The sequence below is a fragment of the Vibrio sp. 2096 genome (assembly GCF_033339595.1).
GTDB lineage: Bacteria > Pseudomonadota > Gammaproteobacteria > Enterobacterales > Vibrionaceae > Vibrio > Vibrio alginolyticus.
The window spans coordinates 247,664-267,012 of the sequence record NZ_JAWOUX010000004.1 but is presented as its reverse complement, the minus strand read 5'-3'; the positions used below and the strand labels follow the sequence as shown (position 1 = coordinate 267,012).

Annotated in this window: 22 protein-coding genes; 6 read left to right on the top strand and 16 right to left on the bottom strand. The window is 45.2% G+C overall.

Annotation, left to right across the window (positions count from 1 at the left end; all coding sequences use genetic code 11):
• The first annotated feature begins 67 nt into the window (after positions 1 to 67).
• Positions 68 to 973, top strand: a complete 906-nt coding sequence (locus R7Q41_RS10060; RefSeq protein ID WP_318144481.1) for a TIGR03899 family protein — start codon at positions 68 to 70, stop codon at positions 971 to 973.
• A gap of 89 nt (positions 974 to 1,062) precedes the next feature.
• Here R7Q41_RS10060 and cysC read toward each other — a convergent pair whose 3' ends face one another.
• The 5 genes from cysC to cobA all read right to left on the bottom strand — a co-directional run bounded on the left by cysC (position 1,063) and on the right by cobA (position 6,972).
• A complete protein-coding gene (gene cysC / locus R7Q41_RS10055) occupies positions 1,063 to 1,680 on the bottom strand; it encodes an adenylyl-sulfate kinase (RefSeq protein WP_005379598.1) in 618 nt (205 codons plus the stop codon).
• Positions 1,681 to 1,704: 24 nt separating this feature from the next.
• Positions 1,705 to 3,429, bottom strand: coding sequence for an SLC13 family permease (locus tag R7Q41_RS10050; protein WP_064368953.1), 1,725 nt, complete (start codon positions 3,427 to 3,429; stop codon positions 1,705 to 1,707).
• Positions 3,430 to 3,679: 250 nt separating this feature from the next.
• On the bottom strand, positions 3,680 to 5,110 hold the full coding sequence (gene cysN, locus R7Q41_RS10045; protein WP_017633444.1) for a sulfate adenylyltransferase subunit CysN: 1,431 nt from the start codon (positions 5,108 to 5,110) through the stop codon (positions 3,680 to 3,682).
• Positions 5,111 to 5,128: 18 nt separating this feature from the next.
• Positions 5,129 to 6,037 carry a sulfate adenylyltransferase subunit CysD gene (gene cysD / locus R7Q41_RS10040; protein WP_005379592.1) on the bottom strand — a complete coding sequence of 303 codons (909 nt, stop codon included), beginning with the start codon at positions 6,035 to 6,037 and terminating at the stop codon, positions 5,129 to 5,131.
• A gap of 59 nt (positions 6,038 to 6,096) precedes the next feature.
• The gene (cobA, locus tag R7Q41_RS10035; RefSeq protein WP_031780800.1) at positions 6,097 to 6,972 is read right to left on the bottom strand and encodes a uroporphyrinogen-III C-methyltransferase; all 876 of its coding nucleotides are present in this window, start codon (positions 6,970 to 6,972) and stop codon (positions 6,097 to 6,099) included.
• Between the two features lie 275 nt (positions 6,973 to 7,247).
• Here cobA and cpdB point away from each other — a divergent pair, with 275 nt between their 5' ends.
• Positions 7,248 to 9,209 carry a 2',3'-cyclic-nucleotide 2'-phosphodiesterase gene (gene cpdB, locus R7Q41_RS10030; protein ID WP_318144480.1) on the top strand — a complete coding sequence of 654 codons (1,962 nt, stop codon included), beginning with the start codon at positions 7,248 to 7,250 and terminating at the stop codon, positions 9,207 to 9,209.
• A gap of 97 nt (positions 9,210 to 9,306) precedes the next feature.
• Positions 9,307 to 9,885, top strand: a complete 579-nt coding sequence (locus tag R7Q41_RS10025) for a Crp/Fnr family transcriptional regulator (RefSeq protein WP_005379584.1) — start codon at positions 9,307 to 9,309, stop codon at positions 9,883 to 9,885.
• A gap of 54 nt (positions 9,886 to 9,939) precedes the next feature.
• Here R7Q41_RS10025 and dbpA read toward each other — a convergent pair whose 3' ends face one another.
• On the bottom strand, positions 9,940 to 11,319 hold the full coding sequence (gene dbpA, locus R7Q41_RS10020) for an ATP-dependent RNA helicase DbpA (RefSeq protein ID WP_005379583.1): 1,380 nt from the start codon (positions 11,317 to 11,319) through the stop codon (positions 9,940 to 9,942).
• A gap of 142 nt (positions 11,320 to 11,461) precedes the next feature.
• On the opposite strand from dbpA, the gene R7Q41_RS10015 reads away from it, so the two are divergent.
• Positions 11,462 to 11,923, top strand: a complete 462-nt coding sequence (locus tag R7Q41_RS10015) for a GNAT family N-acetyltransferase (RefSeq protein ID WP_017820295.1) — start codon at positions 11,462 to 11,464, stop codon at positions 11,921 to 11,923.
• A 91-nt stretch (positions 11,924 to 12,014) separates the two neighbouring features.
• On the opposite strand, the gene R7Q41_RS10010 is transcribed toward R7Q41_RS10015, so the two are convergent.
• Positions 12,015 to 12,611: a LysM-like peptidoglycan-binding domain-containing protein gene (locus R7Q41_RS10010; RefSeq protein WP_017820296.1), complete on the bottom strand. Its 597-nt coding sequence runs from the start codon at positions 12,609 to 12,611 to the stop codon at positions 12,015 to 12,017.
• 232 nt (positions 12,612 to 12,843) lie between these two features.
• Here R7Q41_RS10010 and R7Q41_RS10005 point away from each other — a divergent pair, with 232 nt between their 5' ends.
• Positions 12,844 to 13,464, top strand: coding sequence for an FKBP-type peptidyl-prolyl cis-trans isomerase (locus R7Q41_RS10005; RefSeq protein WP_005383137.1), 621 nt, complete (start codon positions 12,844 to 12,846; stop codon positions 13,462 to 13,464).
• A gap of 153 nt (positions 13,465 to 13,617) precedes the next feature.
• Entirely contained in the window at positions 13,618 to 14,097 is a 480-nt protein-coding gene (locus R7Q41_RS10000; protein WP_017820297.1) for a DUF2780 domain-containing protein, read from the top strand.
• A gap of 135 nt (positions 14,098 to 14,232) precedes the next feature.
• Here the strand turns inward: R7Q41_RS10000 and rplQ are convergent, their stop codons facing one another.
• The 9 genes from rplQ to rpmD all read right to left on the bottom strand — a co-directional run bounded on the left by rplQ (position 14,233) and on the right by rpmD (position 19,342).
• A complete protein-coding gene (rplQ, locus tag R7Q41_RS09995; RefSeq protein ID WP_005383141.1) occupies positions 14,233 to 14,613 on the bottom strand; it encodes a 50S ribosomal protein L17 in 381 nt (126 codons plus the stop codon).
• 26 nt (positions 14,614 to 14,639) lie between these two features.
• Positions 14,640 to 15,632, bottom strand: coding sequence for a DNA-directed RNA polymerase subunit alpha (locus R7Q41_RS09990; RefSeq protein ID WP_005383143.1), 993 nt, complete (start codon positions 15,630 to 15,632; stop codon positions 14,640 to 14,642).
• A 24-nt stretch (positions 15,633 to 15,656) separates the two neighbouring features.
• Entirely contained in the window at positions 15,657 to 16,277 is a 621-nt protein-coding gene (gene rpsD, locus R7Q41_RS09985; protein ID WP_005383146.1) for a 30S ribosomal protein S4, read from the bottom strand.
• A 27-nt stretch (positions 16,278 to 16,304) separates the two neighbouring features.
• A complete protein-coding gene (gene rpsK / locus R7Q41_RS09980) occupies positions 16,305 to 16,694 on the bottom strand; it encodes a 30S ribosomal protein S11 (RefSeq protein ID WP_001118870.1) in 390 nt (129 codons plus the stop codon).
• Between the two features lie 18 nt (positions 16,695 to 16,712).
• Entirely contained in the window at positions 16,713 to 17,069 is a 357-nt protein-coding gene (rpsM, locus tag R7Q41_RS09975) for a 30S ribosomal protein S13 (protein WP_005383154.1), read from the bottom strand.
• A gap of 149 nt (positions 17,070 to 17,218) precedes the next feature.
• Positions 17,219 to 17,332 (bottom strand): 50S ribosomal protein L36, encoded by a 114-nt coding sequence (gene rpmJ, locus R7Q41_RS09970; protein ID WP_000868186.1) that lies wholly within the window; start codon positions 17,330 to 17,332, stop codon positions 17,219 to 17,221.
• 38 nt (positions 17,333 to 17,370) lie between these two features.
• Positions 17,371 to 18,705, bottom strand: a complete 1,335-nt coding sequence (secY, locus tag R7Q41_RS09965) for a preprotein translocase subunit SecY (protein ID WP_005379562.1) — start codon at positions 18,703 to 18,705, stop codon at positions 17,371 to 17,373.
• A 20-nt stretch (positions 18,706 to 18,725) separates the two neighbouring features.
• Positions 18,726 to 19,160: a 50S ribosomal protein L15 gene (gene rplO / locus R7Q41_RS09960; RefSeq protein WP_005383155.1), complete on the bottom strand. Its 435-nt coding sequence runs from the start codon at positions 19,158 to 19,160 to the stop codon at positions 18,726 to 18,728.
• Positions 19,161 to 19,165: 5 nt separating this feature from the next.
• Positions 19,166 to 19,342: a 50S ribosomal protein L30 gene (rpmD, locus tag R7Q41_RS09955; RefSeq protein WP_005379565.1), complete on the bottom strand. Its 177-nt coding sequence runs from the start codon at positions 19,340 to 19,342 to the stop codon at positions 19,166 to 19,168.
• Positions 19,343 to 19,349: the final 7 nt, after the last annotated feature.

Genomic DNA, 19,349 nt, shown 5'->3' with positions numbered 1-19,349 from the left:
TGGTCGCTTGGTCAGATAAGGTGTAAATTTAAACGTGCGAACCGCGCAGTTCTTGGTAGGAAAACGAATGGCAGACCCGACAAAGCAACCTGTTGTCATCGAACATCAGTCAGACACAAAAAAAAATACGCAACAAGAAAAGAAACAAGGCTACATAAAAGACAGTGCTAGTAAGGTAAAAACCATAGCCCAAATACACGGTCTTGACGCCTTACTGCAAACCGAACCGCCAGCCAAATCTGCGTTTGAAAGAGCCCAATTGCGAGAGCAAAGACGCCAAGAACAGCGACAAAAAAACTTAGAACAGATTTTAAAATTAGCGCACAGTTCATGCCGAGATGAGACAGCGGGAGAGCCAGACCAAGATTGGTTGCATCGATTTTTTGAGATGGCTCAAGACATCCATAGCAGCGCGATGCAAAAGCTATGGGCTCAAGTGATGAAGCGTGAAGTGACCAATCCGGGTTCAACGTCCATGAAAGCGTTGAAAACCCTCAAGGATATGTCACCAAAGGAAGCACAAACTCTGCAAAGAGCCGCCTCTTTAGCGTGCAGTTTTGGAGGGGATCACAGCAGAAAACTGCTGATTGGTTACAAAGCGCAAGGAGGCATATTTAGCTTCGGCAAGCGAGACGTCGCTAACAGCCTAAATATGGGAAGTTTTCAACTGCCGTATTCAAGCTTGTTGCTCTTAATTGAATTAGGGCTGCTGCACAGTGCCGAACTTGAATCTGGCGAAATTAGTATCGAGACACCATTGGTCCTCACCTACCAAGGTAAAAACTTGTCACTGAACGTAAACAGTAAAGGTGTCCGCCTTTTATATTACCGCTTCACACCCACAGGCAATGAGCTCTGTACCTTGCTCGGAAACAAACCACATGCCGAATACTACGATCAAATGCTTGCACTGTTAAATCATAGATTTAGTGTCCATAGTGAAGCTAAAAGTACGGTTCATCATACCGTCTAGCCAGCTTGAGAAGCATTTGATCACCTATGATCCAAATACTTCTCCAGCTGCTCAAAGAGCTTTAGGTCACCTATGATCTAAATGCTTTTTTATCGGATCACACCGCGTTGTTTAAGATCGATTAAGCACAAATCCACCAGCTCATCGACACTCTTTTCTCCCGCGGGCAAATCGATTTCAGGGTTCTCTGGCGCTTGATATTCCGAATCAATACCAGTGAAATTAGGAATCTCTCCCGCACGGGCTTTACGGTATAAACCCTTAGGATCTCGACCTTCGCAAACCTCTAGAGATGCATTGACATACACTTCGATAAACTCGCCTTCTGGCAATAAATCGCGCACTAACTTCCGCTCTGCACGATGCGGTGAAATAAACGCCGACAGAACAATTAAACCCGCATCTGCCATCAACTTCGCCAGTTCACCAATACGACGAATGTTCTCGCGACGGTCCTGTTCAGAAAAACCTAAATCGCTACACAAACCATGTCGTACATTGTCACCATCCAATAAATAGGTGTGGTAACCCAATGCTGCAAGGCGATTTTCCAACGCCCCCGCTACGGTTGATTTACCCGCTCCAGATAAGCCAGTGAACCACAATACGGCAGGTTTTTGCTTCTTTAATTCAGCACGAAACTGTTTATCAACCGAATGCTGGTGCCAAACAATGTTTTCATCTTTTACCGTCGTTTCGGCAGTCATAACGTATCCTTGTAAATATCGGAATTAAAACGGGAAAAAGACCGGGATCAAAGTAAGTACTAATACAGAGTACACAATCGAAATTGGCACTCCAATTCTCACGTAGTCGGTCAATTTGTAATTTCCTATGCTGTACACCAGCAGGTTAGTTTGGTAACCGTAGGGAGAGATAAAGCTCGCACTCGCGCCGAACAAAACCGCCATGATGAATGGCATCGGATCCACGCCATAACCCACCGCCATGCTATAGCCGATAGGAAAAGAAAGCGCAGCCGCGGCATTGTTTGTCACCAATTCAGTGAGTACCAATGTCATGATATAAGTCGCCACCAAGGCACCAAATACTCCCCAGCCATTAAACGCTTCAATAAACATCACTCCCATTCTTTCTGACAATCCAGAAGAGATCATCAGTTGAGCAATAGACAAAGCGGAACCGACAATCACGACGATATCGATCGGAAAACGGCGGCGCAGTTCTGAAATCTGCACAATACCAAACGCAATAAGCGCGATAAGGTACGCAGCTAGACCTTTAATAATTGGCACTAACTCTAATAGAGCGCATCCAATTACGGCTGCAAAGCCCAGTAATACAATGGAAGACTTATTGGTATCAAGCCGAGCGCTAGAGTCCAAGTCATGCACTAAGACAAACTCTTTACGATGAGCTCGGCGTTCAGACTCAAAACGCTTGCCTGGAACCAGAACTAACGTGTCCCCTGGCGCTAAGGTAATACTACCCAAGCCACCTTCTAGGCGTTCGTGGCCTCGGCGAATCGCCACAACAACGGCATCGAATCGGTCGCGGAATCGGCTCTCTTTGAGGGTTTTGTAGCAAAATGTCGCCGACGAGCTCACCACAACTTCGATAAAGTTTTGCCCATTTAAGTGCTGCTGACCAAACAACTTGAGGCCCGGAATTTCTTGCAGGGTCGCGACGCTCTCAACATCGCCACAAAATAACAGGCGGTCTTTTGCATTGAGCACAAAATCCGGTCCCACAGAAGAAACAGTAACACCATCGCGCACCACTTCTGCAAGAAACAGTTTGCGCAGAGCACGTAAATTATTCTCGCTGATCGTACGCCCAACTAGCGGTGAGCCTGGCTCAACGCGAGACTCAAGAAAGTAAGGTAAATCTTCTTGGTTTTGATCATCATAATTCGGTAGCAAGTAGCTGAGCGGGATAAGAATCAGCATCCCCCCCACCAGCACAGCCAAACCTATCATCGTAGGTGTAAAAAAGCTCAGGCTCGGTAAGCCTGCGTCTTCGACAAAGCTGTTGATGATTAAGTTAGTCGACGTACCAATCAAAGTTAACGTGCCACCAAAAATGGCGGCGTAAGACAAGGGAATAAGTAATTTCGAAGGTGCATGCTGCTGATTACGCTTAATCGCCCCAATCAATGAGACAACCACAGCGGTATTATTCGTAAATGAAGAAAGCAAGGCGGTCGACACACCGAGCTTAGCAATCACGCTGCCTAACTGGCCCTCAGAGATACTTCGGCTCACCCAACTGATCAGCAGTGTTTTTTCTAGAGCACAGGATGCAAGAATCAATAAAACCAGGGTTAACAATGAAGAGTTGGTAAAATTGGATGCGATAGTGGCTGAATCCATCATCCCAGCCATGAATGCAATAAAAGCGGCACCCGCAAAGACGTAACTAGGCTTAATTTTCGTGACAAGCAAGCAAGTGATAATGCCAAGCAAAATCGCTAACACAAACCCTTGTTCCCACATAGCCTTTCCTTACCAAATAGCCCAAAGGGCACAACAACGACTCATTTATCCATGAAACACCGACAAACGAGTAAACAGACAAAAATCAGCGCAAGCGAAAAGAACATCAGAATGCTCGGTTTTCTTGGGCTCCACCGAAGCATTCTGGTATTAGGAGAATACCTAACGACATTTCGCAATTCAGTTAGGTAGCGACGCCTCAAGTACAACAGCAGACAGAGCCTGAAATTATCGTACTTGGGTAAGCCAGTTACTTTTTCAGAAACTGGCTGACGTCTTTTGCTTCCCAGTGTGGGAAGTGTTTACGGACAAGCGCATTAAGCTCAACTTCAAACGCAGAGATGTCCGTCAAATCGCGCTCAACCACGGCGAGGCTCTCTTTAACCATGCCAGCACCAACCGTCACGTTTGTCAGACGATCGATAATGATAAAGCCACCGGTATCTGCACAGTCTTGATAATTGTCCAGCGCGACTGACTCATTAAGAGACCATTCACACAAACCAATACCATTCAATGGCAGCTCTGCCGAGCTATGAGTCGAGAGATTATTAATGTCATATTGATGACGAATCGCTTCAACATGACCTACGGTTTTCTTACCTGCGATTTTGATGTCATAGTCACGACCCGGTTGCAGGGGTTGCTCTGTCATCCACACCACATCGGCAAGCAAATGGTTTGTGGTTTCCACTTGAGCATTATCTAGAACAATTAAGTCGCCACGGCTAATATCGATCTCATCGCTTAGCGTCAGAGTGACAGCTAATCCGGCACGAGCTTCTTCGATATCACCATCAAAGGTCACAATACGAGCCACAGTTGACGTTTTACCCGATGGCAATGCTTTAATGGCATCACCGACTTTGATCGAACCAGAAGAAATGGTCCCCGCAAAACCACGGAAATCGAGGTTAGGACGATTAACGTATTGCACAGGGAAGCGGAATTCACCCGCGCCTTTTTCTTGATCCACATCGACCGTTTCAAGAAGCTCAAGCAATGATGGGCCTTTAAACCAAGTCAGGTTTTGGCCTTTATCCACCACATTGTCCCCTTCAAGCGCTGAGATCGGGATGATTTGAATATCAATATCCCCTGTCAGATTCTCAGAGAACTTCAAATACTCGTCGCGGATCTCTTCAAAGCGCTCTTGGGAGTAATCCACTAAGTCCATCTTGTTGATCGCCACAACAAAGTGCTTCAAACCCAACAGGTTGGAAATGAAAGAGTGACGACGAGTTTGATCGAGAATGCCCTTACGTGCATCAACCAGAATCACAGCTAAGTCACATGTCGATGCACCTGTAGCCATGTTACGTGTGTACTGCTCGTGTCCAGGAGTATCTGCAATGATGAATTTACGTTTCTGCGTCGAGAAATAGCGGTAAGCCACATCAATCGTGATCCCCTGCTCGCGCTCAGCTTGTAAGCCATCGACCAACAACGCAAGGTCAGGTTTTTCACCCGTGGTGCCCACACGTTGGCTGTCTGAGTGCACTGCCGCTAGCTGATCTTCATAAATTTGTTTTGAGTCATGGAGTAAGCGACCGATTAATGTACTTTTACCGTCATCCACCGAGCCACAAGTCAAGAATCTAAGTAACGACTTGTACTGGTGTTGTGTTAAATAGCCTTCGATACCAAGCTCGGCTAATTGAGCTTCAACTGCACTGTTCATTATCTTTCCTTAGATCCTTTAGAAGTAACCTTGACGTTTCTTAAGCTCCATCGATCCTGACTGATCGTGGTCGATCGCTCGGCCTTGGCGCTCACTCGACGTTGCCACCAGCATCTCTTCGATAATGCCAGTTAAAGTGTTTGCTTCAGACTCGATGGCCCCAGTCAATGGATAACAACCAAGGGTACGGAAGCGCACACTCTTCTCTTCAATCACTTCACCCGGTTGAAGCTCCATACGATCATCATCAACCATGATCAGCATGCCATCGCGTTCAACAACTGGGCGTTTGTCCGCGAGGTAAAGCGGCACGATCTCGATGTTTTCTAAATAGATGTATTGCCAGATATCAAGCTCAGTCCAGTTAGACAGCGGGAATACACGAATGCTCTCACCCTTATTGACCTGGCCGTTGTACGTCTTCCATAGCTCAGGACGTTGGTTTTTAGGATCCCATGTATGGTTCTTATCGCGGAATGAATACACGCGCTCTTTCGCCCGTGATTTCTCTTCGTCGCGGCGCGCACCACCAAAGGCCGCATCAAAACCGTACTTGTTCAGCGCTTGTTTTAAGCCTTGAGTCTTCATGATGTCAGTGTGCTTAGAAGAACCATGAACAAACGGACTACAGCCCATGGCTAGACCTTCTGGATTCTTATGTACCAAAAGCTCAAAACCGTATTTGGCCGCGGTGCGATCACGAAATTCAATCATCTCGCGGAACTTCCAATCGGTGTCAACATGCAGCAATGGAAATGGAATCTTACCTGGGTAAAAAGCTTTACGCGCAAGGTGCAGCATCACTGATGAGTCTTTACCAATCGAATACATCATGACTGGGTTATCAAACTCAGCCGCAACTTCACGGATGATGTGGATACTCTCCGCTTCGAGTTGTTTAAGGTGAGTTAAACGTTGTTGGTCCATGTTTTGTATTTCCTTTTTAAGCTTGAAGGCGCATTACGTCTCTAATCTTTGGTCTGAAATTATATGGAGTTGGCAATAGCACTTTTGTTGAATTCAGTACTAGACAAAAACCAGTCTAACTTTTGAGACAGTCGCACTACCTCTCCGACAACAATCAAAGATGGCGACTGTGCTTCCTTCGATAAATCAGAGAGTTGGGAGAGTTCTCCCGTAAATACTTTTTGTTGAATCTGCGTGCCACGCTCAATAATGGCAATCGGAGTCGACGCTGAACGACCATGCTTAATGAGTTGATTCTGAATATAGTGTGATTTCATCAGCCCCATGTAGATCACTAAAGTCTGATTCCCACGCGCCAACGTGGACCAATCCATCTCATCACTTTCTTCTTTCAAGTGGCCAGTCACAAAGATGGCCGATTGCGCATAATCACGATGAGTCAGTGGAATACCAGCATAAGCGGTTGCGCCAGCTGCTGCGGTAATGCCAGGGACAACTTGAAAACGAACGCCGGCATCAGCAAGCACTTCTAACTCTTCACCACCACGACCGAATACAAACGGATCCCCACCTTTAATGCGCACTACTTTGTAGCCCTGCTTGGCAAAATCCACCAAAAGCTGATTCGTCTTCTCCTGCGGCACACTGTGATGCCCAGCTCGCTTCCCAACGCACACCAAAATCGTATCGCTTGGAATCAATGCCATGATTTCTTCAGACACCAAGTAGTCGTACAAAACCACATCAGCTTGCTGCAAGCAGTTCAGTGCTTTCACCGTCAGAAGTTCAGGATCGCCTGGTCCTGCACCTACTAAGGCGACTTCACCAGGCTGTAGCGATTGCTTTGCAAAACGAGTAACACCAGCGACTGGGTTGTCAGAAACTAACCGGGGCTTTGGTTTAGGAAAAGAAGTGACTGAATCGTTCGTTGCCATGTGCTTGCTCATCGTCCATTGATATCGTTATGCAAGCATTATGGCGGGGCGTTTATATTACCTGAAATTCTAAAATTTCATTTTTTATTCAAAAATCTGCTAAGAAGTTTTTGTTTGGTCTCATTCAAAAGCGTGAAAAAGTCGGCGGTTAATATGAATAAGGTTCAGTAAACTGATTAATGTTCACAGTTTTCTGTATCTTTATCATCGAGTTGCATCTGTGTTTGATACATTACGCAGTACGATTTCCCCTTATCATTGAATTGGAGCACCAAATGAAAGTGGCAGTTCATCCTATTTCCCTCGCAGTATTAAGTGGCATGCTAACGCTTGCTGGCCCAGCAATGGCCGATACCATCAAGCTTCGTATTATCGAAACTACCGACATTCACACCAACGTGATGGATTACGATTACTACAAAGACCAACCATCACAGCAAATCGGTTTAAGTCGCGCAGCGACAATAGTGAAACAAGCTAAGTCCGAGACAGAAAACACGGTACTAGTAGATAACGGTGATTTAATTCAGGGCAGCCCAATGGGCGATTACATGGCGGCAAAGGGGATTAATCCCGGCGACGTGCACCCAGTCTACAAAGCGATGAACCAGCTAGACTACGATGTGGGCAACATTGGCAATCATGAGTTCAACGATGGCTTAGATTTCCTACAAACGACGTTGAAGGGGGCAAACTTCCCTTACATCAATGCAAACGTATTTGATAAACAAACCGGTGAGCATTACTTCAAGCCTTACCTCATCAAAACTCACACATTTACAGACACAAACGGCGAAGCGCATCAAATAAAAGTGGGTTACATCGGCTTTGTACCACCACAAATTATGGTGTGGGATAAGAAGAACCTAGAAGGCAAAGTCTTTGCTAAAGACATTAAGGAAACAGCAGAGAAACTGATTCCTCAAATGAAGAAAGAAGGCGCAGACGTTATTGTGGCGATTCCACACTCAGGCATTTCTACTGATCCATACAAACTAGGCGCTGAAAACTCTGTTTACTACCTCACAGAAGTTGAAGGTATTGATGCGATTGCTTTTGGCCACTCTCACGCCGTCTTCCCAGGGAAAGACTTCGCAAACCTACCTGGTGTTGATATAGATAAAGGGACCATCAATGGTGTAACGTCCGTGATGCCGGGCCGCTGGGGAAGTCACGTAGGTGTGATGGATTTGATGCTGAAAGAGAAAGACGGCAGATGGCAAGTCGTCGAAGGCCAAGTAGAAGCACGCCCTATCTTCGATAAAGTAAATAAGAAGTCATTAGCTAAAGCCGATGCAGATATTGTGAAAGCGTTAGAAGAAGATCACAAAGGCACTCGTGAATTTGTAAACCAACCAATCGGCAAAGCAAATGATGTCATGTACAGCTTCTTGGCATTAGTGCAGGACGACCCCACCATTCAAATCGTTAACCTTGCTCAGAAAGACTACGTAGAACGCTTTATTCAAGGCGACCCAGACCTTTCTGACATTCCAGTACTGAGTGCGGCAGCACCATTTAAAGTCGGCGGTCGTAAGAACGATCCGAATAACTTTACAGAAGTAGAATCCGGTCAGCTCACCTTCCGTAATGCGGCCGATCTTTACTTATATCCAAACACCTTGGTTGCGATGAAAGTGAAAGGTAAAGAAGTTCGCGAATGGCTAGAGTGCAGTGCGGGTCAATTCAACCACATCGACATCAACAATCCTAAACCGCAATCTTTGATTGATTGGGATAATTTCCGTACGTACAACTTCGATGTTATTGATGGGGTTAACTACCAAATCGACGTTACCCAACCGCCGAAGTACGATGCGGATTGTAAAGTGATTAATCCAGATTCTCAGCGCATTGTGAATCTGACGTTCAATGGTAAGCCTGTCAATCCGAAGCAAGATTTCATCATCGCAACCAATAACTACCGTGCTTATAGCAATACTTTCCCTGGTACAGGCCCAGATTTCATTGCATTTGACGCACCAGATGAAAACCGCTCTGTCGTCGCCACTTATATTTCTCGCGTGAGTGAAGAAAAAGGAGAAGTGACACCAAGCGCTGACAACAACTGGTCTTTCGCACCGATTAAGTCCGATAACAAGCTAGATATTCGTTTCGAAACCTCCCCTAGCGATAAAGCGGCGCAGTTCATCAAAGAGAAAGGACAATACCCAATGAAACGCGTGTCAACAGACGACATTGGTTTCGCAATTTATCAAATCGATCTGAATAAATAAGGTTGATTTGACAGCAACACTAAGCGGCTCTCATGAGCCGCTTTTTTGTTATCAATAAAACCCGTTAAAATAAAGAAAACCGTTTCCGAGTTATCACATGCACATCGATCTTTTTTCAGACTTAGTCAATCATGGCTTTTTAGAGACAGAAGCCAACCAACTTATTGAAAATGGTGAGTTGCTCGAACTGCCTACACGCCACATTCTTAATCACCAAGGGGAGTTGAGCTCACACCTTTACTTCATCATTGAGGGGTTATGCCACGCAAGCTATCTCACGGAGCACGGCAAAGAATTCAGTAAAGAATTTTATTGGGAGAAGGACTGGGTTATCGGGTTTGAGAGCATAATAAAGGACCAACCTTCGCCTTACTTATTGGAAACGCTGAGCGCTTGTCAGCTATTTTGCTTGCCAATTGAAACGTTGCATCACTGGCGAGCAGAAAAGCACGCCATTTACTTAAAGCTACTCGAAAACCAACTGGTTAATAAAGAGAATAAAGAACGCTTTATGTTGCTCTACTCTCCAGAGGAACGATATCAATTATTTTGCGCTCATTACCCAGATTTAAAGCAACGTATTACCGATAGTCAAATTGCGGCCTACCTGGGCATTACGCCAATCAGTTTGAGTCGAATCAAAGCACGCTTAACCAAAGATCACACTCTCAAATAAACTCAAAAAAGAAAAAAGCTCTTCAAACGAAGAGCTTTTTCTCTGCTATTTGAGCTATTTAAGAATTCGCGCCCGGAACTGGCGCCCTTTCATCTTGCCGTTACTAATGGTTTGTAGAGCCTTTTTAGCCACAGACTTTTCGACGGCAACATAAGCGCGCACAGGGAATAGGTGAATCTTTCCGACTTGAGAGCCTGGAATACCATTTTTTCCTGTCAAACAACCTAAAATATCACCCGGTCGTACTTTCTGTTTCTTACCGCCATCAATGTTAATCGTCACCATTTTCGCTTGGTATGGCTGCTGATTTGATTTGGCAGGCAATGTTGCTGGTACCACGTCCATCTCTAGGTATTCTTCAATACGAGCTACACGTAAACCGTCTTTCTCACCAAAAAAGCTAAACGCTAAACCTTTACTACCCGCACGACCTGTACGACCAATACGGTGCACATGAACCTCAGGATCGCGTGATAGCTCAAAGTTAAAGACAGCATCAAGATTATCAACGTCTAAGCCACGCGCCGCAACGTCTGTTGCAACAAGGATAGACACACTCTTGTTAGCAAACTGCACCAATGCTTGGTCGCGTTCACGCTGCTCTAAGTCCCCATGGATATCGATAACGCTGAATCCTTTGTGATGCAACTCATCTGCGACACTTTGCACTTCTTTTTTGGTATTACAAAAAACCACCGCGGACTCTGGCTGGTGAGTCAGCAGCAAATTCGCCAACGCTTCATCACGTGCTTCCGAGCCTTCAACTTTATAGAAGTACTGCGCAATGCTTGAGGTATCATGCGTCGATTCCACCTTAATCACTTCCGGTGTCTGCATTATACGCTGCGCAATTTGCTCAATTTTCTCTGGAAAAGTAGCACTGAAAAGTAGAGTTTGGCGCTGCTTTGGCGCTGCATCGATGATTGCATCTAATGCGTCTTGGAAACCCATGTCCAACATGCGATCAGCTTCATCTAGCACCAAGGTATTCAGTTCGCTAAGATCAATTCGGCCTTTCTCAAGGTGATCCAAAATACGACCAGGAGTACCAACTAGGATATGCGCACCATGCTCTAACGAACCAATTTGTGGCCCCATTGGCATCCCACCGCAGAGAGTAAGCACTTTAATATTATGAATGCCGCGACCTAAAGTACGAATTTCCTTCGCTACTTGATCTGCAAGCTCACGTGTTGGACACAATACTAATGACTGGACACGAAAGCGTTTGACGTTGAGGTTCGATAAAACCCCTAAACCAAATGCAGCGGTTTTACCTGAGCCCGTTTTACCCTGCCCGATGACATCACGATGTTTTAGGATTGCAGGCAAGCTCAAAGCTTGAATTGGCGTCATGTGGGTATAGTTCAGGGAATCAAGTGTGGCGAGTAACGCTGGGTTCAGCCCAACTTGATCGAATGTTTGTTTGCTCACGGGGATATCCTCAGGTGAGATGGAAAGAGGGCACATTATCACCAGATTTGGTGGGAAAACCAGTGCTAATTAACCTTTGTTAATGAGTATGAGCTCAAAACAAAGTAAAGTCAGTCACTCTATTCTCATTACGGATAACAACATGCTCACTTGGATTACTTTGCCCTTTGCTCAGCTAACAACCACACAGCTGTATGAAATGATGAAATTGCGTGTGGATGTATTCGTTGTTGAACAAACCTGCCCTTACCCTGAACTTGATGGTAAGGACACACTGGAAGGCGTTTATCATCTAATAGGCTATCACGGTGATGAACTGGTTGCTTGCGCAAGATTACTGCCCGCAGGCACTACGTATGACAATGTGAGTATTGGTCGAGTGGTGACAAAGCAGACCGCGCGAGGCGGTGGCTTAGGTCATAAGTTATTGGACAAGGCCTTGGCACAATGCGAAACATTATGGCCAGGACAGACAATAGATATAGGTGCTCAAGAACACCTCATCCAGTTTTATGCTAGTCATGGATTCAAGGTTATCTCAGAGTGCTATCTTGAAGATGGTATCCCTCATGTGGATATGCGGAAAGAATCCGTAGCGCTATAAGTTTCAATTCGATTGGTTACTATGAAAACTAATCGAATTAAAAAACTAACTAAAAAGACGCGATATATTCGCGTCTTTTCATTTGAAGCGTTTACTTGTTACGCCCAAAGGTCCCATCCGACAAACGGAAAAACATAACGGACCGCCCGCTTTTTTCCAGCTGTAGCATATCTAACTCGCCTTCGTCACTAAGCTTAAAGCGAATCAACTGTCCCTGCTTTATTTGGCTTAGCGGCTTATCACTGCCTTCTATTTTGACCAGAGCGCTAAGATCCGCCATAGAGAGCTGATTACTTCTGAAAACCTGCGCTAATGTATCACCATTTTTAACCGTGTACTCTTTCCAATCTTCAGATTTCGGTCCAGAGTTCTGAGAGGTTCTCTGCTGGCTTAAACTCTGCGCGTTCAGCTCAATCGCTACGCGTTGATGATCGACCTCAGTCTGCTCAACTGGTTGATCTGTTTTATTTGGCAAAGGAATAACAAGGAGTACCAGAATCAATGGCACTAAGACCATCAAAGCACGCTGATGAAATTTAGGCAGACGCAACCAAAACTGCTTAACAGGCTGTATACGCTCCAACCATTGCTCTTTGTTGAACGGCTGCTTCCAGTCGATAGCAGCGAATTTTTGTTTAACCAATTCGACATAGTCGACTTGCTGCTTTTTCTTTCTGCGACGATTCATTGTAATGAGTCCCTTAATACTTCTACGGTCAGTATAAAAATACCGACGCGGAGAGTATATGTTTTTCACCAAACTAAAATGGAATTGGGATTAAATTAGCAGAAATTTCACTTGGAGTAAGAGATAAGTCACAACCTGGCCGCCTCAATTAAGCATTCAGTCGCAATCATTTAAACCTAAGCTCGAAACTGATATCCTGTTACCTTTATCACTCCTAATAAGAGCGACATTCATGTCTGAAATTAAATTTGAAACTGCAGAACAAAAAGCAAGCTACGGCATTGGTCTGCAAATGGGTCAGCAACTTGCAGGCTCTGGTCTTGAAGGTCTTAGCGTTGATGCTATCGCAGCAGGTATTGCAACAGCACTAACTGGTGACATGCCATCAATCGAAATTGATGAAATCAACAAAGCACTACAAGAACTTCACACTCGTGCAGAAACAGCTCGCCAAGAAGCAGCAAAAATTGCGGCAGCAGAAGGCGAAGCGTTCCTAAAAGACAACGCTCTACGACCTGAAGTTAACGTTCTAGACTCTGGTCTTCAGTACGAAATCATTTCTGAAGGTACTGGTGCAGTTCCTACAGCAGAAAGCTCAGTTCGCGTTCACTACCACGGTGAGCTAACTGACGGTACTGTATTCGATAGCTCTGTATCTCGCGGTCAACCTGCTGAATTCCCTGTTACAGGTGTAATCAAAGGTTGGGTAGAGGCACTACAACTAATGCCTGTTGGCTCTAAGTGGAAGCTATACGTACCACAAGATCTTGCGTACGGTGAGCGTGGCGCTGGTGCGGCTATCCCTCCATTTGCAGCTTTAGTTTTCGAAGTAGAACTATTAGATATTATCTAATTGAAACCATTTTCAATTATGATTAAATAAAACGGCGCACTAGCGCCGTTTTTTTGTCTAAACTGAATAGACTTTCTCACCTCTGAACCTTTCACTCTGATAGCCTTTAAAAATAAAATCACTTTTAAAAAACGCTCAACCTTTGGAGGTACTATGCGTAAAACACTCCTAACTCTAGCACTCCTATCAATCAACATTGGTAGTGCGCACGCATTCTTAGATTCAGTCACTCAAAAAAGTAAAGAAAGTGGCCTGATGGACATGGTCGGCAGCAGCTTGAACACCGAGTCGTCTCCATTAACAGACATGCTAACTAGCCAATTACCAGTATCCACTGAGCAAGCAGCCGGAGGCAGTGGTGCACTACTCGCTTTGGCTCAAAGCCAGCTTTCGCAAGAAAATAGTAGTGAGTTACAGTCTTTGATTCCTGGACTTTCAAACTTGCAAGGAGCACAAAGCTTACTAGGAAATATTGAGAATATCAGTGCAGTAAAAAGTGCATTCGATACGTTAGGTTTAGACCCATCTATGATCAGTCAGTTTGCTCCAGTAATCTTGGATTACTTGAACAAGCAAGGCGCTAGCGAAGGGCTTCTAAGTTCGTTGGGCGGGTTGTGGAATACTAGTAAATAAGCGCAAGTGATAGTCACTTTTTAAATTGCCAGTCTGCATGGGTTGAAATAAATGCAGGCTGGATATAAAGGTTTACTGAATTACAGATACAAAAAAGCCGAGCTAATGCTCGGCTTTCTCGTTCTTACGAACTGATTACTCAGCAGCTTCTTCAGCAGCTGGGCGATCTACAAGCTCAATGTAAGCCATTGGAGCTTTATCACCAGCACGGAAGCCAGCTTTTAGGATACGAGTGTAACCGCCCTGACGAGCAGCAAAACGTGGACCTAGTTCGTTAAATAGTTTTGCAACTACTTCGTTGTCACGAGTACGTGCAAATGCTAGACGACGGTTAGCAACACTGTCAGTCTTAGCTAGTGTAATCAAAGGCTCAACTACGCGACGTAGCTCTTTTGCTTTTGGCAAAGTAGTCTTGATAACTTCATGACGTACTAGAGAGCTAGCCATGTTGCTGAACATCGCTTTGCGATGTGAGCTGTTGCGGTTGAGTTGACGACCACTCTTACGATGGCGCATGACCTAATCCTTCTAACTAGTATCGATTAATCTTCAGCGATTGATGCAGGTGGCCAGTTTTCTAGGCGCATGCCCAGAGACAGACCACGTGACGCAAGTACGTCTTTAATCTCAGTAAGAGATTTTTTACCAAGGTTAGGCGTTTTAAGTAGCTCAACCTCAGTACGTTGTACTAGATCACCGATGTAGTGAATCGCTTCTGCTTTCAAACAGTTAGCAGAGCGAACTGTTAGTTCAAGATCGTCTACAGGACGCAGTAGGATCGGATCGAATTCTGGCTTCTCTTCCTTCTCCTCAGGAACTCGTACATCACGAAGATCTACGAATGCATCCAATTGTTCAGCTAGGATTGTAGCTGCACGACGGATTGCTTCCTCAGGTTCTAGAGTACCGTTTGTTTCCATATCGATAACAAGCTTGTCTAGATCAGTACGCTGTTCTACACGAGCTGCTTCTACAGCGTAGGCAATTTTGTCTACTGGGCTGTAAGTAGCATCTACTAGTAGGCGACCGATAGGACGCTCGTCTTCTTCGTTATGGATACGCGCAGAAGCTGGAACATAACCACGACCACGTTCAACTTTGATACGCATTGCGATCTCAGCGTTGTCATCCGTCAGGTGACAAATTACGTGTTCAGGGTTAGCGATCTCTACATCACCATCATGGGTGATGTCACCTGCAACCACAGGGCCCGAGCCTGATTTGTTCAAAGTAATGAACACTTCATCTTTGCCTTCGGCAACGCGCACAGCCAAACCTTTAAGGTTTAGAAGAATTTCAAGAATATCTTCTTGAACGCCTTCTTTCGTGCTGTACTCATGAAGTACGCCTTCAATTTCTACTTCTGTTACAGCACAACCTGGCATAGAAGATAGAAGGATGCGGCGAAGTGCATTACCCAGAGTATGACCAAAGCCACGCTCTAATGGCTCAAGAGTTACTTTTGCGTGAGTCGAGCTGATTTGTTCGATGTCAACTAGACGTGGCTTAAGAAATTCTGTTACAGAACCCTGCATTGTGTCCTCTCTTTAGTTTAAACCTTACTTAGAGTAAAGCTCGACGATCAATTGTTCGTTGATGTCAGCTGATAGATCAGAACGTTCAGGCATACGCTTGAATGTACCTTCCATCTTGCCACCATCTACTTCAATCCAAGTTGGTTTTTCACGTTGTTCAGCAACTTCTAGAGCTGCTTTGATACGAGCTTGCTGTTTAGCTTTCTCGCGAATAGAAACAACGTCATTAGCCGCTACTTTGAAAGAAGGAACGTTTACAACTTTACCGTTTACTAGGATAGCTTTGTGGCTAACTAGCTGACGTGCTTCTGCGCGAGTTGCGCCAAAGCCCATGCGGTAAACTACGTTATCAAGACGACCTTCAAGAAGCTGAAGTAGGTTTTCACCAGTGTTGCCTTTTAGGCGAGCAGCTTCTTTGTAGTAGTTACGGAATTGTTTTTCTAGAACGCCGTACATACGACGTACTTTTTGCTTCTCACGAAGCTGAACGCCATACTCAGATAGACGACCGCGACGAGCGCCGTGTACACCTGGTGCGTTATCAATTTTACACTTGGTATCGATCGCGCGAACACCAGACTTAAGGAATAAGTCAGTGCCTTCACGACGGCTAAGCTTCAGCTTAGGACCCAAATATCTTGCCATGATTCTTCTCCAATTGTCCTAGAAACGTTATACGCGACGTTTCTTAGGTGGACGACAACCGTTATGAGGGATTGGTGTAGCATCAACGATGTTTGTGATGCGGAAACCAGCGGCGTTTAGTGCACGAACAGTAGATTCGCGACCTGGACCAGGACCCTTAACCATAACTTCCAAGTTCTTTAGGCCGTATTCTTTAGCCATTTCAGCACAACGCTCAGCAGCAACCTGTGCAGCGAACGGAGTAGACTTACGAGAACCACGGAAACCAGAACCACCTGCAGTAGCCCATGCAAGAGCGTTACCTTGACGGTCAGTAATGGTTACGATTGTGTTATTGAAAGAAGCATGGATGTGCGCAACGCCATCTGCAACTTGCTTGCGTACGCGCTTACGAGCGCGAGTTGGTTGTTTAGCCATTGTACTCTACCTTCCCGATTATTTCTTGATCGGCTTACGCGGACCCTTGCGGGTGCGAGCGTTGGTTTTAGTACGCTGTCCACGTAGTGGTAGACTGCGACGATGACGAAGACCACGGTAACAGCCAAGGTCCATAAGACGCTTGATGTTCATAGATACTTCACGACGTAGATCACCTTCTACAGTGTACTTAGCTACACCATCACGCAGTTGATCGATCTGCTCTTCAGTTAGTTCACTGATCTTAACATTTTCAGCAATACCCACTTCAGCTAGGATAGCTTGAGAGCGAGTTTTACCGATGCCGTAGATCGCTGTTAGAGCGATTACTGCATGTTTCTGATCAGGAATGTTAATGCCTGCTATACGGGCCATTATTCACTCCTAAGTGTTTCTATAAAAGAATTAGCCGCAGCAAAGCCCGTTATGGATACGCTGCGGAATACTACTTCTTTTGCACGCAAAAGGTAGGCCGAGGAATATACTCGACCCAACCTTCATTTTCAAGTAAAAATTTCTGCTAATTAGCCTTGGCGCTGTTTGTGCTTTGGCTCACTGCAAATCACGCGAACGACACCGTTACGCTTGATTACTTTACAGTTACGGCAGATTTTTTTAACGGAAGCACGAACTTTCATTGCTAAACTCCGTAAATGAAACTGAGTCTACCGCCGGATTAACGGCCGTAGCCTTTCAGATTCGCTTTCTTCAACACAGAATCATACTGTTGAGACATCAGATGAGTCTGTACCTGTGCCATAAAGTCCATAATTACAACAACTACGATTAGTAGCGATGTACCGCCGAAGTAGAAACGTACGTTCCACGCGACCATCATGAACTCGGGAATCAGACAGATAAAGGTAATGTACAGTGCACCAGCAAGGGTTAAACGTGTCATTACTTTATCAATGTATTTCGCTGTCTGCTCACCTGGGCGGATACCGGGTACGAATGCACCAGACTTCTTCAAGTTATCTGCTGTTTCACGCGGGTTGAAAACCAACGCCGTGTAGAAGAAACAGAAGAAGATAATTGCTGCTGCATAAAGCATTACATACAACGGTTGACCTGGGCTAAGAGCCAAAGACACGTCAGTTAACCAACCGAACGCGCTGCTCTCACCGTTTTGACCAAACCACTGAGCCAATGTTCCTGGGAACAAGATAATACTTGATGCAAAAATCGCTGGAATTACACCTGCCATGTTAATTTTAAGAGGCAAGTGCGAGCTTTGCGCAGCAAATACTTTACGACCTTGTTGACGTTTCGCATAGTTAACGACGATTCGGCGTTGACCACGTTCCATGAAAACAACGAAGTAAATTACTGCAAAAGCTAATACCGCGATTAGCAACAGAAGAAGTACATGCAATTCACCTTGACGCGCTTGCTCGATTGTTTGACCGATTGCAGAAGGCAATCCAGCAACAATACCTGCAAAAATCAGTATCGAAATACCGTTACCAATTCCGCGCTCTGTAATTTGTTCACCTAACCACATCAAGAACATGGTACCGGTTACTAAACTTACGGTAGCAATTAGCGTAAACATGGTTTGGTTGATAACAACCAGATTGTCGACCATGTTTGGTAGGCCAGTTGCAATACCTATAGCTTGGAAGGTTGCAAGTACAAGCGTGCCGTAGCGTGTGTATTGGCTTATCTTACGACGGCCTGCTTCACCCTCTTTTTTGAGTTCAGCTAACGCTGGATGAACTACAGTTAGCAATTGGACAACAATAGATGCCGAAATATACGGCATGATGCCCAATGCTAATATAGATGCACGCTCAAGAGCACCACCGGAGAACATGTTAAACATTTCAACGATGGTACCTTTTTGCTGTTCGAACAAATCGGCAAGTACAGCAGCGTCAATACCAGGAATCGGCACAAAAGAGCCGGCTCGGAATACTAAAAGTGCACCAATTACGAATAACAAGCGCGACTTTAGTTCACTTAAGCCGCTCTGAGCACTACGAAAATCTTGTCCTGGTTTCTTAGCCATCTGTACCTCGTTCCTCGAGATTATTCCTCGATTTTACCGCCTGCAGCTTCGATTGCAGCTTTAGCGCCTTTAGTCACACGTAGACCTTTAACAGTCACTGCTTTGTTGATTTCACCAGAAAGAACAACTTTTACAAATTCGATGTTCTTAGTGATGATGTTAGCAGCTTTAAGACTGTTTAGATCAACTACGTCACCAGAAACTTTCGCTAGCTCAGCTAGACGAACTTCAGCAGACACTAGGCTCTTACGAGAAGTGAAACCGAATTTTGGTAGACGTTGTTTCAGAGGCATCTGACCGCCTTCGAAACCTGGACGAACACTGCCGCCAGAACGTGATTTTTGACCTTTGTGACCACGGCCACCAGTTTTACCTAGGCCTGAACCGATACCACGACCTACTCGCTTCGCAGAAGTTTTCGCGCCAGCAGCCGGTGCTAGAGTATTCAAACGCATTCTGATTACTCCTCAACTTTAACCATGTAGTAAACCTTGTTGATCATACCGCGAATACACGGAGTATCTTCAAGTTCTACTGTGTGGTTGATTTTACGAAGACCTAGACCGCGCAAAGTAGCTTTGTGCTTTGGCAGACGACCAATTGAGCTTTTAGTTTGAGTTACTTTAATAGTTGCCATGGTGTTC